The organism is Trueperaceae bacterium, assembly GCA_019454765.1.
Lineage (GTDB): Bacteria > Deinococcota > Deinococci > Deinococcales > Trueperaceae > JAAYYF01.
Map to the genome: position 1 here is coordinate 42,394 of JACFNR010000002.1, position 13,559 is coordinate 55,952.

13 protein-coding genes are annotated in these 13,559 nt (G+C 72.5%); 10 read left to right on the plus strand and 3 right to left on the minus strand.

Annotated features, from left to right (window positions below):
* The first annotated feature begins 97 nt into the window (after positions 1–97).
* Entirely contained in the window at positions 98–1,573 is a 1,476-nt protein-coding gene (locus H3C53_01045; protein MBW7915263.1) for an MFS transporter, read from the plus strand.
* A complete protein-coding gene (locus H3C53_01050; protein ID MBW7915264.1) occupies positions 1,570–2,700 on the plus strand; it encodes an FAD-binding oxidoreductase in 1,131 nt (376 codons plus the stop codon). The genes H3C53_01045 and H3C53_01050 overlap by 4 nt, the downstream gene beginning before the upstream one ends.
* Before the next feature lie 50 nt (positions 2,701–2,750).
* Here the strand turns inward: H3C53_01050 and H3C53_01055 are convergent, their stop codons facing one another.
* A complete protein-coding gene (locus tag H3C53_01055; protein MBW7915265.1) occupies positions 2,751–3,521 on the minus strand; it encodes a M48 family metallopeptidase in 771 nt (256 codons plus the stop codon).
* Positions 3,522–3,659: 138 nt separating this feature from the next.
* Between H3C53_01055 and H3C53_01060 the strand changes: the two genes are divergently transcribed.
* The 4 genes from H3C53_01060 to H3C53_01075 all read left to right on the plus strand — a co-directional run bounded on the left by H3C53_01060 (position 3,660) and on the right by H3C53_01075 (position 6,813).
* Positions 3,660–4,037, plus strand: coding sequence for a hypothetical protein (locus tag H3C53_01060; GenBank protein ID MBW7915266.1), 378 nt, complete (start codon positions 3,660–3,662; stop codon positions 4,035–4,037).
* Positions 4,038–4,184: 147 nt separating this feature from the next.
* Positions 4,185–4,661: an Hsp20/alpha crystallin family protein gene (locus H3C53_01065; protein MBW7915267.1), complete on the plus strand. Its 477-nt coding sequence runs from the start codon at positions 4,185–4,187 to the stop codon at positions 4,659–4,661.
* A 294-nt stretch (positions 4,662–4,955) separates the two neighbouring features.
* Positions 4,956–5,369: a hypothetical protein gene (locus H3C53_01070; protein MBW7915268.1), complete on the plus strand. Its 414-nt coding sequence runs from the start codon at positions 4,956–4,958 to the stop codon at positions 5,367–5,369.
* Positions 5,370–5,466: 97 nt separating this feature from the next.
* Positions 5,467–6,813 carry a M20/M25/M40 family metallo-hydrolase gene (locus H3C53_01075; protein ID MBW7915269.1) on the plus strand — a complete coding sequence of 449 codons (1,347 nt, stop codon included), beginning with the start codon at positions 5,467–5,469 and terminating at the stop codon, positions 6,811–6,813.
* Between the two features lie 78 nt (positions 6,814–6,891).
* Here the strand turns inward: H3C53_01075 and msrA are convergent, their stop codons facing one another.
* Positions 6,892–7,443: a peptide-methionine (S)-S-oxide reductase MsrA gene (gene msrA / locus H3C53_01080; GenBank protein ID MBW7915270.1), complete on the minus strand. Its 552-nt coding sequence runs from the start codon at positions 7,441–7,443 to the stop codon at positions 6,892–6,894.
* Between the two features lie 26 nt (positions 7,444–7,469).
* Positions 7,470–9,029 carry a leucyl aminopeptidase gene (locus tag H3C53_01085; GenBank protein ID MBW7915271.1) on the minus strand — a complete coding sequence of 520 codons (1,560 nt, stop codon included), beginning with the start codon at positions 9,027–9,029 and terminating at the stop codon, positions 7,470–7,472.
* A 191-nt stretch (positions 9,030–9,220) separates the two neighbouring features.
* Between H3C53_01085 and H3C53_01090 the strand changes: the two genes are divergently transcribed.
* The 4 genes from H3C53_01090 to H3C53_01105 are packed head-to-tail and all read left to right on the plus strand — an operon-like array spanning position 9,221 to position 13,457.
* A complete protein-coding gene (locus H3C53_01090) occupies positions 9,221–9,994 on the plus strand; it encodes an IclR family transcriptional regulator (GenBank protein ID MBW7915272.1) in 774 nt (257 codons plus the stop codon).
* Positions 9,991–11,616 carry an ABC transporter substrate-binding protein gene (locus H3C53_01095; GenBank protein MBW7915273.1) on the plus strand — a complete coding sequence of 542 codons (1,626 nt, stop codon included), beginning with the start codon at positions 9,991–9,993 and terminating at the stop codon, positions 11,614–11,616. Before H3C53_01090 ends, H3C53_01095 begins: the two co-directional genes overlap by 4 nt.
* 16 nt (positions 11,617–11,632) lie before the next feature.
* Positions 11,633–12,580, plus strand: a complete 948-nt coding sequence (locus H3C53_01100; GenBank protein MBW7915274.1) for an ABC transporter permease — start codon at positions 11,633–11,635, stop codon at positions 12,578–12,580.
* The gene (locus H3C53_01105; GenBank protein MBW7915275.1) at positions 12,573–13,457 is read left to right on the plus strand and encodes an ABC transporter permease; all 885 of its coding nucleotides are present in this window, start codon (positions 12,573–12,575) and stop codon (positions 13,455–13,457) included. The genes H3C53_01100 and H3C53_01105 overlap by 8 nt, the downstream gene beginning before the upstream one ends.
* The last annotated feature ends 102 nt before the right edge of the window (positions 13,458–13,559 follow it).

The following is a 13,559-nucleotide window of genomic DNA, read 5'->3' on the forward strand; positions in this document are numbered from 1 at the left end:
CCGGCAGCGGCTCAGGCGTCACGCCGGCGGCGGCCACGGGTGGGCGAGGGGGCTCGGCGCCCGGCGTCGGGCGGAGCGTGACTTATCATCGGGTCCAGTGACACCGGACCTCGCGCCGTCCGCGCCCGGCGCAACCCAGCGGCGTGGGTTGGTGATGGCCTTCCTGATGGTCACGATGTCGCTCGCCGCCATCGAGGGGACGATCGTCGCCACGGCCATGCCGAGCATCGTGGCCAGCGTCGGCGGGTTCGAGTTCTACGCCTGGGTGTTCGCCGCGTTCCTCCTCGCCCAGGCCACGTCCACGCCGCTGTACGGCCGGCTGGCCGACATGCACGGGCGCAAGCCCGTGCTCCTCGCCGGCATCGTGCTCTTCCTCATCGGCTCCGTCCTGTGCGGCTTCGCGACGACCATGCCCATGCTGGTGGGGTTCAGGCTCGTGCAGGGGTTCGGCGCCGGCGCCATCTACCCGGTGGTGTCGACGTTGGTGGGGGACCTGTACGCCGTCGCCGACCGCGGCCGCGCGCAGGGCTACCTGTCGAGCGTGTGGGGGGTGTCGGCAGTGCTCGGCCCCCTTCTTGGCGGCGCGCTGGTGGAGCGGGCGCACTGGGCGTACGTCTTCTGGTTCAACGTCCCGTTCGGCCTGGCCGCGCTCCTGGGCCTCGGCCTCTTCCTGCACGAGTCCATCGAGCGGAGCGGGCAGCACCTGGACCTGCTCAGCGCGGTGCAGATGTTCGCGGTCATCGGCGCCTTCATACTGCTCGTGTCGGAGGGGCCGCAGCTCGGTTGGTTGGCCGCCGCCGCCCTCGGCGCGACCACGCTGGGTGTCGGGACGCTGTTCGTGCGGCGGCAGCTGCGGAGCGCGGCGCCCCTCCTGGGCGTCGACCTGTGGCGCGACCGCATGATCCTCGTGTCGGACGCGGCCACCTTCGCGGGCGGCATGTTGATGATCGGCCTCATCACGTACTCGCCGACCTACGTGCAGGGCGTGATGGGCTACTCGCCGACCGTGGCCGGCCTCACCCTCACCACCATGTCCGTCGGTTGGACCCTCGCCTCGCTGGTGGCCGGTCGCCTGATCGTGCCGTTCGGGCCCGCCGCGACCGCGCGGGTCGGCGGGGCGGTGGCTGCCCTCGGCGGCCTCCTCTACCTGCTCGTCACGGCGGCGCGCGGGCCGTGGTGGGTGGCGCTCGCCTCCCTCGCCGTCGGCGTGGGGTTGGGGTTCATCATGACCACCATGATCGTCACGATCCAGTCGTCCGTCGGTTGGGAGCGGCGGGGCAGCGCGACCGCCGCCAACATGCTCATGCGCCTCCTCGGGAACTCGGTCGGCGCCGCCGTGCTGGGGGCGGTGTTGAACCTGGCGCTGGCGGCGCGGGCGGGCGACGGCGGCGCCGCGGTGCTGGCGCAGGTGCAGGCGCTGCTGGACCCGGCCGGCCCCTCGGCCGCGACCGACGTGGCCACCCTCGGGCTGCTGGCCGCCAGCCTCCACGTCGTCTACGTGGGGGTGTTCGCGATCGGGGTGCTGGTGTTCGTCCTCACGCTGGTCATGCCGCGTGGGAGGCGGTTGGCGTGACCGGGTCGGCGGCCAACGCCCCGCTCTGGGAGTCGGGCGGGTGGCGCCCCTACGCGCCCCTGCGTGGCGCGCGCGAGGCGGACGTGTGCGTGGTCGGCCTCGGGGGCTCCGGCCTCAGCGCCGTGATCGAGCTCCGGGCGCTCGGCCGGAAGGTGATCGCCGTGGACGGAGGCAGCGTGGCGGGCGGGGCGGCGGGGCGCAACGGCGGCTTCATGCTGGCGGGCACCGCGGCCTTCTATCACGACGCCAGGGCGAGCCTCGGCGCGGAGCGGGCGCGGCGCCTCTACCAGCTGACCCGTGACGGTCTCGCGGCCGAGGTGGCGGCCGCCGGCCCTGCGGCGCGACGGGTTGGCTCTTTGCGGATCGCGGCGGACGACTCCGAGCTCGAGGACTGCGAGGCGCAGTTCGCTGCCATGCGCGAAGACGGCCTGCCCGTGGAGCGCTACGCGGGCCCGGAGGGTAGGGGGCTGCTCTTCCCCGAGGACGCCGCCTTCGACCCGCTCGCGCGCTGCCGGCGCCTGGCGCAGCGGGCGGTGGCAGCGGGGGCCGAGCTGTACGAGGGGAGCCCGGCGCTGAGCGTCAGCGGATCGCGGGTAGTGACGCCCGACGGCGAGGTCGCGTGCGGGGCCGTGGTGGTCGCGGTCGACGGGCGCCTGGGTGCGCTACTGCCGGAGCTGCGGGGGGAGGTCAGGGACGTGAGGTTGCAGATGCTCGGCACCGCCCCGACCCGCGAGCTGCGCCTGCCGCGCCCCGTGTACCGTCGCTACGGTTTCGAGTACTACCAGCAGGACCCGGCCGGGCGCCTGGCGCTGGGCGGTTTCAGGGACCTGGGTGGGGCCGCCGAGTGGACGGCCGATGGGACGCCCACGACGCCCGTGCAGGAGCTGCTCGAGCGGTTCCTGCGCGACGAGCTCCGCGTCGCGGCACCGATCACGCACCGCTGGGCGGCGACGGTGAGCTACGTGGCCGGCGTGCTGCCCGTGGCCCGGCGCCTGCGCGGCGACGTGTGGGTGATAGGGGCCTACAACGGGACCGGCAACGTCGTGGGCGCCGTCCTCGGGCGGGCCGCGGCGCGGCGGGCGGCGGGGCTCGGGTCGGAGGCGTGGGACGCCTTCGGGGGGCGGTGAGGCGGGCGGACGCGGGGGCGCGCCGCGCCGCCCGCCGCGCCGGACCGGGCCTAGGCGCCGGGAGCAGCCCCGGGCGGCAGTCGGGCCCAGATGGGCCAGGCGTCGAGTTCCCTGCCGAGCTCGCGCCACGGCGGCAGGAGCTCCGTCATCAACGCCTTGAACTCCCGGCCGTGGTTCGGGACGAAGAGGTGCGCAAGCTCGTGCACCACCACGTACTCGAGGAGCGCCGGCCTTCGCTGGGCCAAGGCGAGGTTGAGCCAGATCCGGCGGGCGCGCGGGTTGCAGCTGCCCCAGCGCGTCGTCATCCGTTTCACGCCCACCGCGCTCACGCTGGTGCCGAGGCGCTCCTCCCAGCGCCTCACGAGGGGCGCCAGGTCAGTGAGGAGCGTCCGGCGGTGCAACGCCTCGACGGCGCGCCGGAGCCGGGCGTCGTCCGTTCCGGCCGGGGCCCGCAGCAGGAGCCGGGCTCCGGCCTGGTCGGGTTGGGCGCTTGGCGCGCGGCCGTCGGCGCGTTCGAGCGTGAGGGGCAGGCCGCGCAGGTAGTGGGTCTCGCCGTCGGCGTAGGCGGCGGCGCCGTGGGAGGAGAGCGCCCGGTAGCGACGCTGGTGGGTGGCGATCCAGTCGGCGCGTTCGGCGACGAGCCGCTCCAGCTCGCTCCGGGGGGTGCGGGGCGGCGCGACGAGCGTCACGCGCCCGTATGGCGGCCAGACGCGTAGGGTCAACCGTTCGACGGCCTTGTGGACGATCTCGACCTCGATGCCCGCGATCGAGGCGGTCGAGGCGCCGCCGCGCGGCTTCGGTTGGGGGCGGCCTGGGGGCATGGCGCAACTGTGGCACGGGGGGTGGGCGATGACAAGGCGGGCGCCGGCCGGCCACGAAGTAGACTGCCGGAGGCTCAGGCCGGGCGCGCCGACGGGCGCCCCCGAGGGGAGCACGACTTGTCGGGACCCAGCTGGCACTTGCCCAGACCGCGTGAGGGCTCCGTCGTTAGGGCGGCGCGGGCGTTCGTGAAGGCGCTCCATAGCCTGGCCGTGCTCGCCTTCGCCGTCGCCGCCGGTTACTTGATCTACTGCGGCTTCACGGGTGTTCGCACGGCGTGGGTGGGGTGGGCGCTCGCCGCCGTGGGGGTGGAGGCGCTCCTGTACGTCGGCTTCGGCCGCAAGTGTCCCCTGACGATGTTGGCCCGGTGGTTGGGCGACGACGGCGGGCACGACTACCTGTTCGAGTGGTTGTTGGGACGCAGGCGCATCTGGTTGGTGTCGCGCGTGTTGGCGGGCCTGGCGGGCGTGGGCGTCCTGTCGGTCGCGCTGGGAAGCCTCATCCGGTGGGTCCGTTAGGCCCGACACCCGGAGCGCGCGCGCAATAAAGTTGACACGACGGCGCTCATATCCTATGATGCCGGTGTTGGCGGTGGCGCCATGGTCGCTCCCCGGCGCCGGTGCGCCGCGCGCGCCCACACGGTCGCCGCCGCGGAAAGGGACACCATGGCACTGATCAAGAGCAACGTGCGCACTCGTCCCGTCGCGCGCTACCTGGCGCCCACGGGCACCTTCGACGACCTGTTCCAGCAGTTCGAGAGCCTCCTGCAGCCGATGGCGCAGCGCGGCGACGGCGGCTACCTGAGCCCGTACCCCGTCGACCTCTACGAGGACGGCGACAACGTCGTGCTCGAGATGGCCGTCCCGGGCCTGCGGCCCGACCAGCTCGACATCAGCCTCGAGGGGCGTCAGTTGACGATCCGTGGGACCCTGCCGGAGGCGGACGAGTCCGGGGGCGAAGGCCGCCGCTACTGGTCGAAGGGCATCGTGAGGGGCGAGTTCCAGCGCAGCGTGACGGTCCCCTCCGGCGTCGATCCCGAGAAGATCGTGGCGCGAGTCGACCAGGGGCTGCTCACGCTGACCATGCCCAAGGTGGTCGAGGCGAAGGCCCGCAAGATCCTGATCGAGGGGCAACAGGCCTGAGGCGACGCCCTGCGGAGGGCTGCCGGGGCGCGCGGGCGGGTGACGCCGTTCGCGCGCCCCTTCGTGTGCGCCACGTGGGCGCCGCGCGTCCTTCGCCGCGCCCAGGCGTCCGTCACCGCGCCCGGGGGTCCGGTGTCGGCGCGCCGTTCGTAAACGGTTGCGTCTGTTTCGCGCAGGTTAGCGTCCCAACCACGGCCACCACTGCTTGGTACTGTGCTACCCGACCTTTACCGGAGCGGTTCGAGTCGGTAAGATGCCGGTCGTAAGCGTTCCCACTTGGATTGGAGACCCCCGATGGCATTGACCGAAGTGATCGTCCTGATCCCGGAAGAGCGGGTCGGCGACTTCTACCGCGTCGTCGGCGCCTGGATGGGCGGCGCCAACCTGTTGGAGGAGCAGGCGCCGCCGCGCGGTCGCCGCAGGGCCCGCCCGGAGGGCGCGGCGCCGACGCTCTCGTCGAGCAGCCGCTACGCCCCCCTTCACCGGCACCTGAGCGGCCTCGGCAAGGACCTCAAGTCGTACGAGATGAGCTTCGACGAGATCACCACGGTCATGGGTGCCGACCTGCCCCAGTCCGCGCAGGATCACCGCGCGTGGTGGGCCAACACCGAGTCGCACTCGCAGGCCCTAGCCTGGATCTCGGCGGGCTGGAAGGTGGACGGGGTCGACCTGCCCAACCGCCTCATCCACTTCAGCCGCGCCAAGTGACCTGACGCGTCACTCCCGGCCAGGAGCCGGCGCGGGCCCGACCCCACGAGGGTCGGGCCCGCGCGCGTTCGCGCGCCGGCCGTGATTTGATGCGGGCATGAAGCTACCCGCCGAAGTGCTCGCCTACTCCCGCCAGGCGCTCGAACGCCTCGTCTCTATCCCGTCGGTGTCGGCCGAGGGGCGCGCTCTCCCAGAGGCCGCCGGCGCCGTGGCCGCGCTCCTCACCGAGCTGGGCGCCACCGCGGAGGTGCACGCCACGGCCGGCGCTCCCGTCGTGTTCGCCGAGCACCCGGCGCTGCCGGGTCACCCGACCGTCCTCTTCTACAACCACTACGACGTGCAGCCCGCCGACCCGCTCGAGCTGTGGCGGAGCGAGCCGTTCGAGCTGACCGAGTCGGACGGGACCTGGTACGGCCGCGGGGTGTCGGACGACAAGGGCGAGCTCGTCTCGCGCCTGGCGGCCCTGCGCTGGTACCGCGACGAGCACGGCACCATCCCGTTCGGCTTCAAGTTCGTCGTCGAGGGCGAGGAGGAGGTCGGTAGCCCCAACCTGGCCGGCTACGTCGCGGCGCACGCCGCGCGGCTGGCGGCCGACGGCTGCGTGTGGGAGTTCGGCGGCGTGACCTCGAGCGGCGCCCCCATGACGTACTTCGGCCTCAAGGGCATCGTGTGCCTCGAGCTGAGCGTCAAGACCGCCGGCTACGACCTGCACTCCGCGCTGGGGGCCGTCGTGGAGAACCCCATCTACAGGCTCGCCAGGGCCATCACCTCGCTGCGCGACGACGCCGGCCGGGTCCTCGTGGCGGGCTTCTACGACGACGTCGTGCCCCTTACGCCCACGGAGGAGGCGCTCCTCGCCGCGCTGCCAGACGAGGCCGCCGAGTTGGCCCACGAGTACGGGGTGACGAGCTACATCGGCGGCGTCACCGGGACCGAGTTCCAGCGCGTGCGCCTCACCGAACCGAACGTCAACTTCAACGGCTTCACGGCGGGCTACTCGGGCCCGGGCAGCAAGACGGTGCTGCCCGCCACGGCCAGCGCCAAGCTCGACCTGCGCCTCGTGCCCCGCCAGGATCCCGCCAAGGTCGTGGCGGCGCTGCGCTCCCACCTGGACGCCAACGGCTTCGCCGACGTGGAGCTCGTCGAGCTGGAGACGAGCGAGTTCGCCGCGAGGTCCGACGCCGACCACCCGTTCGTGCAGGCCACGCTGGGGGCCCTGCGCGACGTGTACGGGGTCGAGCCCGTGGCCTACCCGAACAGCGCCGGCTCCGGACCGATGCACCCGTTCCTCGAGCACCTCGGCCTGCCGGTCGTGGGCCTCGGCTGCGGCCACCCCGGCTCGCGGGCGCACAGCCCCAACGAGAACGTGAGGGTGAACGATTTCGCGCTCGGCGTGGCTTCGGTCAAGCGCCTGCTGGAACTCTTCGGCGGGTTGCCGCGCTGACGGTCGCGGGCGGCCCCGCCCGCGGCGGACGCCACCGGCGCCTGCGGCGGGGCCGGCCGCGCGCGGCGAGGCCCGGCCTCAGGCGAGCTCGCGCTTGAGGCGGTCGCGGTACAGCTTGCGGAACTTCTGGACCTTGGGGGCGATGACGGCCTGGCAGTAGGGCTGACGCGGGTTCCGGGCGAAGTAGTCGTCGTGGTACGCCTCGGCGGGGTAGAACGCCTCCAGCGGCCGCAACTCGGTGACGAGCGGGGCGTCGTAGATGCCGGCCGCGCTCACCTCGCGCATGACGGACTCCGCGGTGGCGCGCTGGTCGTCGCCCCGGTAGAAGATGGCGGAGCGGTACTGCGAGCCGACGTCGTTCCCCTGGCGGTCCTTGGTGGTGGGGTCGTGCATGGTGAAGTACACGCGCAGCAGGTCGGCGTAGCTGACCTCGGCCGGGTCGAAGTCGACGGCGACGACCTCCGCGTGCCCCGTCCTACCGGTGCAGACGTCCTCGTAGCTCGGGTCGGCGACGTGGCCACCGGCGTAGCCCGAACGCACCGCGCTCACGCCCCTGAGGCCATCGAACACGGCCTCGAGGCACCAGAAGCAGCCGCCGGCCAGCACCGCGGTCGTGGTGGTCTCGCTCATGGACCTACTCTAGTCCCGGGCCGCCTTCAGGCCCAGTCGCGCAGGAACTCGACGAGGAGCCTCACGCCGTAGCCGGTGGCGCCGGCGGGGAGGTACGGTCGCGACTTCTGCCCGTTGGCGAGGGCCATGCCGGCCATGTCGACGTGCGCCCACGGGTAGGCGGTGAACGCCTGCAGGAAGGCGGCGGCGGTTCCCACCCCGCCCTTGGCGCCACCCGAGTTCTTGAGGTCGGCGACCTGCGACTCGATGGCGGCGCGGTACTCCTCGAACAGCGGCATGGGCCACACCCGCTCGCCGGTGGCGTCCGCCGCCGTCTCGAGCCGGGCGCGCAGCGTCGGGTCGGTGGCGAAGAGCGACGCCGCCACCCCCTCGCCCAGCGCGACCACGCTGGCGCCGGTGAGGGTCGCGATGTCGATGACGGCGGCCGGCGCGAAGCTCCGGGCGTAGCCGAGGGCGTCGGCGAGCGCCAGGCGCCCCTCGGCGTCCGTCGACAACACCTCGACGGAGAGGCCCGTGCCGGCCACGAGCACGTCCGACGGCCTGAAGGCGGCGCCGTCCGGCATGTTCTCGACGCACGGGCAGAGCGCCACCACCCGGACGTTCAGGTCGAGCTCGGCGACGGCCAGCATGGCGCCGAGCACCGCCGCGGCGCCGGCCATGTCGCTCTTCATGGGGATCATGCCGTCCTTCTGCTTGAGCGACAGGCCGCCCGAGTCGAACGTGACCCCCTTGCCGACGAGCACGACGAGTGGCAGGTCCTTGCGCTCCTCCCTGTGCCCGAGCTCGATGAACCTGGGCTCGCGCGAGGAGCCTTCGGCCACGGCCAGGAAGGCGCCCATGCCGCGCGCCTCGGCCCACGCCCGGTCGTGGACGGCCACCCGCAGGCCCGTGCGTTCGGCCAGGGCCTGCGCCTGCCGCCCCAGGTAGTCGGGCGTGGCGTGGTCGGGTGGCAGGTTGACGAGGTCGCGCGCGAAGGCCACCCCGCGGCCGACGGCGTGAGCCGCCCGCGCGCCCTCCACGAGCTGGGGCAGGCGGGCAGCGTCGTGCTCCACGAGGGTGATCTGCTCGAGCCGGCGGGCGGGCCCGGCGCTCGGCGCGCGCCACCCGCCGAAGCGGTAGGAGGCGAGGAGGGCGCCCTCCAGCGTCGCCTGGGCGGCGTCGCTCGGCGCGAGGCCGCCGGCGCCGGCGCCGTGCACGACGGTGGCCAGCCTGGCGGCGCCCAGCTCGGCGGCGCGCAGCGCGGCGGCGGCGGAGGCGCGCCGCGCCGCCTCGGGACCGAAGGCGTCGGGGCGGCCGAGGCCCGTGATCAGCACGCGCGGCGCGCTCACGCCCGCGGTGGGGTAGAGGACGGTGACCTCGCCGAGCTTGCCGGTGACGTCGCCGCCGGCCAGCAGGCGGGAGATGGCGCCGCCGAGCGCCGCGTCCACGGCGCCCGTGGCGCCGCCCGGGGACGTGACGCCCTCGAAGAGGTTGACGACGAGGGCGTCGGCGCTCGCCGCCAGGACGTCGACGTGCGCCACGTCGGCGGCTGGCAGGTCGGGTAGGCCGAGCCTCGGGGAGGCTGACGGGGCGTTGTCGCTGGGCATCTTCCCTCCGGGGTGGCGCCGTCGGCGGCGCCGGGGTCCCATGCTACCGCCGACCGTCACGCCGGCGCGTCGGTGCCGGGTCGATTGCATTCTGGGCGCCGGGCCACTATCATCACCCAATCGGCCGCGTATGGCGATGCGAGAATGTTTCGCTCTGCGAGATGAAGCGGCCGCGTCACCGGGAGCCACGGATGCCGAACCAGTACGTGATCCAATCCGCCCTGCGCACCCTGCAGGTGCTGCTGGCCTTCGGCAAGCCGCCGCACCGCTTCGGCCTGGCGGACCTGCAGCAGGTCACGCCCTTCGAGAAGAACCAGCTGTACCGCTCGTTGCGCACGCTCGAGGCCGGCGGCTTCCTCGTGGCCGACAGCAGCGGGCGTTACACCGTAACCCCGCTCGTCAACGTTCTCGGCGCCGCCAGCGCGCACGGGCGCCCGCTCACGCTCGTCGAGGTCGCCTCGCCCCAGCTCGACCTGCTAGCGGACGAGACCGGCGAGGCCGTCAACCTCAACGCCCTGGCGGGCGACCAGTCCGTCTGCCTCGATCGGCGCGAGAGCCCGCACCGCGTGAGGCTGGCCTCCGTCCTCGGCCAGGCCTACCCCCTCCACGCCGGCGCCGGCCCGAAGGCCATCCTCGCCTTCCTGGACGAGCGCAAGCGCGACCAGATCCTGAGGCGGCTCCACACGTTCCCCACTTACTCCGGCGCCACCTTGAAGGACCCAGGGCAACTCGCCGCCGAGATCGAGGCGACCCGCCAACGCGGCTACTCGATCAGCGACGGCGACTTCGACGAGAGCGCCCGCGGGGTCGGTGCGCCCATCTTCGACGGCAGCGGTCACGTGATCGGCGCCGTCAGCGTCGGAGGACCATCGTTCCGCGTCGGCGAGGCCGAGCTGACGCGCTTCGCACCGCTCATCGTCCAGGTAGCAAGGACCATCTCGCAGGGCCTCGGCTACACGGCGTGAGAAGCACCAAGGAGGACCGCATGCCCCCGACCCGTTCCCCTCACACGTTCCGTCTCTTCCTCGCCGCGGCGCTGGCGTTCCTCGCCGTCGTGGCGACGGCCGGCGCCCAGGAGTACGACCCCAAGGGCTCCCTGACGTTCGCGACCAACGCGGACCCGACCCTCAACCCGTGGAACGCCTCGGCCGTCATCGAGTCGAACCTCATCAACACCATCCTCTTCGACCAGCTCGTGCGCTACGACCCCACCGACCTGCACCCGGCGCCGGGCCTGGCCGAGAGCTGGGAGGTGGCCGCGGACGGCCTGAGCTGGACGTTCCACCTGCGGCCCGAGGCCACCTGGTCGGACGGCGTGCCCTTCACGGCCGCCGACGTCGCCTTCACCTTCAACGAGGCCGTGCTCAAGAAGGAGCTGGGCGCGCGCAACTCGTCGGCGTTCTCGCCCGTCGAGCGCGTGGTGGCGGTCGACGACCACACCGCCGTCTTCGAGCTGAAGCGGCCGTTCTCCTCGCTCCCCTACTACCTGGCGTACTACGCAGGCATCATCCCGGCCCACGTGCTGGGAGGGGCCGAGAACCCGCTGACGGTGGCGTCGTTCAACAAGGCCAACCCCGTGGTGACGGGCCCCTACCGCGTGGGCGAGTTCGTGGCCGGCGCCTACGTCAAGCTCGTGCCCAACGAGAACTACTGGGGACCCGCGCCCAAGCTCGCCTCAATCACCTTCAACATCATCCCCGACGGCAACGCCCAGGTGGCGCAGCTGCTCGCCGGCGGGCTCGACATGGTCTCGATCACCAACCCGGCGCTCCTGGCCGGCGTGGCCAGCAACCCCAACCTCGAGGTCATCCGCCAGAGCCAGAACATCTGGTACTTCGTGGCGCTGAACCTCAACGACGCGCGCTTCCAGGACGCCCGCGTGCGCCAGGCGCTCCTCAGCGCCATCGACCGGCAGGCCATCATCGACGCCGTGCTCGAGGGCTACGGCGTGGTGGCGACGGGCCCCATCGCTCCGCTGCAGCAGGCCCTCTACGACCCCGAAGTGGCCAAGTGGCCCTACGACCCCGAGCGCGCCAAGGCGCTCTTCGCCGAGGCCGGCTGGACGCCCGGCCCCGACGGCGTCCTGCAGAAGGACGGCGAGCGCATGACGATCGACATGCCGACCGGCCAGTACGGCTACCTGGTTCCCTCCACCCTCCTCGTGCAGCAGTACTGGCAGGACGTGGGCGTCGACGTCAAGGTCGAGACCATCGAGTGGAACGCCTTCATCCAGAAGGCCGTCGTCAACCGCGACTACGACGCGATGCTCGCCTGGTGGAGCACCCCGCCGACCCCCGACCAGTCCGGCTACTTCGAGTCCTCCGCCGCGGTGACGGGCAACAACATCCCGGACTACCGCAACCCGGAGCTCGACGCCATCTGGGAGCGCGGTCGGGCCGCGACCACCGTCGAGGAGCAGGTGAAGGTCTACCGCGAGGCGCAGGAGCTCATCGCGCGCGAGCTGCCGTACCTCTTCCTCTGGTACCCCGACATGATCGCCGTCAAGAACACGCGCATAGGCGGGATGTACGACATCAACAGCGCCGCCAACTTCCAGTACTCCTTCAACTGGTTCGTCAAGCCCTGACGAGCCGGAGGGTAGGGTGACCGCGTTCGTACTCAGGCGAGTCGGCCTCGGCGTGATCGTGCTGTGGCTCGTCTCCGTGGTCACCTTCTTCCTCGTCCACCTGGCGCCGGGGGGGCCGTCGGCGGCGGTGAACTTCGAGGCCACCGCCGAGCAGCGCGAGGCGCTCCTCGAGCAGTTCGGCCTGAACGACCCCGTCCTCGTCCGCTACGGCAAGTGGCTGGCCGGGGTGGTCAGGGGCGACCTGGGCGTCAGCTACAACCAGGGACTGCCCGTCGGGCTGCTCCTCCGCCAGCGGCTACCCAACACCCTCACGCTCGGCCTCGCCGCCCTCGTGACCGCCACCGTGCTCGGCATCCTGCTCGGCACGGTGGCGGCCATCCACCGCAACGGCTGGGTGGATCACGCGGTCAGCACCATCAGCACGCTCGGCATGTCGATCCCCGGCTTCTGGCTGGGGATCGTCGCCATCATCCTCTTCGCCGTCGAGCTGCGGTGGCTGCCCGCATCCGGCATCGTCAGCTCGGGTAGCGGCGGCGCCCTCCTCGACCGGCTGCGCCACCTCGTGCTCCCGGCGGGAGTGCTGGCGTTCACCCTCATGCCCAACGTGGTGCGCGTGACCCGCAGCGCGCTGCTGGAGGTGAACCGCGCCGACTACGTGCGCACCGCGCGGGGGAAAGGCCTGTCGCCCAACCGGGTGCTCTTCAAGCACGCCTTCAAGAACGCCCTCGTGCCCGTGCTCGCCGTGCTCGGCCTCGTCACCACCGCCCTGTTCTCGGGCTCCGTCGTCATCGAGAGCGTGTTCGGCTGGCCGGGCCTTGGGCGCCTCGCCATCGAGGCCGCCAACGGCCGCGACTACCCAGTCATCCTCGGCGCGACGCTGCTCGCGGGCGCCATAGTGGTGGTCGTCAACCTGGCGGTCGACATGCTCTACGCCGTCGTCGACCCGCGGATCCGCCATGATTGACGCCGCGCCCCTCGTCGACCGCGCCGCCGTGAGCGCCGAGCGCCGCGCGCGCCGCGCCAGGCTGTGGCGGCGCGTCGGGCGCCAACCCCTCGGCCTGGCGGCGCTGCTCGTCCTCGTGCTGCTGGCCCTGGCCGTGACGCTCGGCCCGCTGCTCTACCCCCAGCAACCGAACCGCACCGACGCCCGCAACATCTTGAAGGCGCCCTCTGCAGAACACGTGCTGGGCACCGACGAGCTCGGCCGCGACGTCCTGGCGCGCATCCTCGCCGGCGGCAGGGTGTCGCTGAGCGTCGGCCTCCTCGCCATGGTCGTCGGCCTCACCATCGGCACCGTCGCCGGGGGCCTCGCCGGCTACTTCCGCGGCCGCGTCGAGGTGGTGATCATGCGCCTCGTCGACGTCTTCATGGCCATCCCCAACTTCTTCCTCATCCTCGTCGTCGTCACGGCGTTCGGCAACCACCCCGTCATGGTCATCGTGACCGTCGGCATCGGCTTCTGGGCGCAGATGGCGCGCGTGGTGCACGCCGAGTTCGTGAAGGTGCGCGGTTACGAGTTCGTCGAGGCGGCGCGGGCCCTCGGGGCCACCCACCCCCGCACCATGCTCAAGCACGTCCTGCCGCAGGTGGCGCCCCAGGCCATCGTCCTCGCCTCGCTAGGCGTGGGCTGGGCCATCCTGACGGAAGCGGGACTCTCTTACCTCGGGCTCGGGATCCAGCCGCCGCTGGCGTCCTGGGGCAACATGCTCCAGAACGCCCAGTCGTACCTGTGGTTGAAGCCCGTGCTCGCCATCTATCCGGGCCTGTTCATCGCCGTGACGGTGCTGGCCTTCAACCTACTGGGCAACGCCCTGCGCGACGTGTTCGACCCGCGCGGTTGACCGCGCGCCGCAGTTGAGCGCGGGCCGCGGCCGGGCGCCGCGACGGCGCGCCGCGACGACGCGCCCCCGCAGAACGGAGCTGACATGCAAGACAAGCGTTAC

Bases quoted from the DNA above. Each gene is read 5' to 3' on its own strand.
- H3C53_01070 (MBW7915268.1), top strand. From the start codon at position 4,956: ATGGCATTGACCGAAGTGATCGTCCTGATCCCGGAAGAGCGGGTCGGC.
- H3C53_01085 (MBW7915271.1), bottom strand. From the start codon at position 9,029: ATGCCCAGCGACAACGCCCCGTCAGCCTCCCCGAGGCTCGGCCTACCC.
- H3C53_01105 (MBW7915275.1), top strand. From the start codon at position 12,573: ATGATTGACGCCGCGCCCCTCGTCGACCGCGCCGCCGTGAGCGCCGAG.
- H3C53_01075 (MBW7915269.1), top strand. From the start codon at position 5,467: ATGAAGCTACCCGCCGAAGTGCTCGCCTACTCCCGCCAGGCGCTCGAA.
- H3C53_01055 (MBW7915265.1), bottom strand. From the start codon at position 3,521: ATGCCCCCAGGCCGCCCCCAACCGAAGCCGCGCGGCGGCGCCTCGACC.
- H3C53_01090 (MBW7915272.1), top strand. From the start codon at position 9,221: ATGCCGAACCAGTACGTGATCCAATCCGCCCTGCGCACCCTGCAGGTG.
- H3C53_01065 (MBW7915267.1), top strand. From the start codon at position 4,185: ATGGCACTGATCAAGAGCAACGTGCGCACTCGTCCCGTCGCGCGCTAC.
- msrA (MBW7915270.1), bottom strand. From the start codon at position 7,443: ATGAGCGAGACCACCACGACCGCGGTGCTGGCCGGCGGCTGCTTCTGG.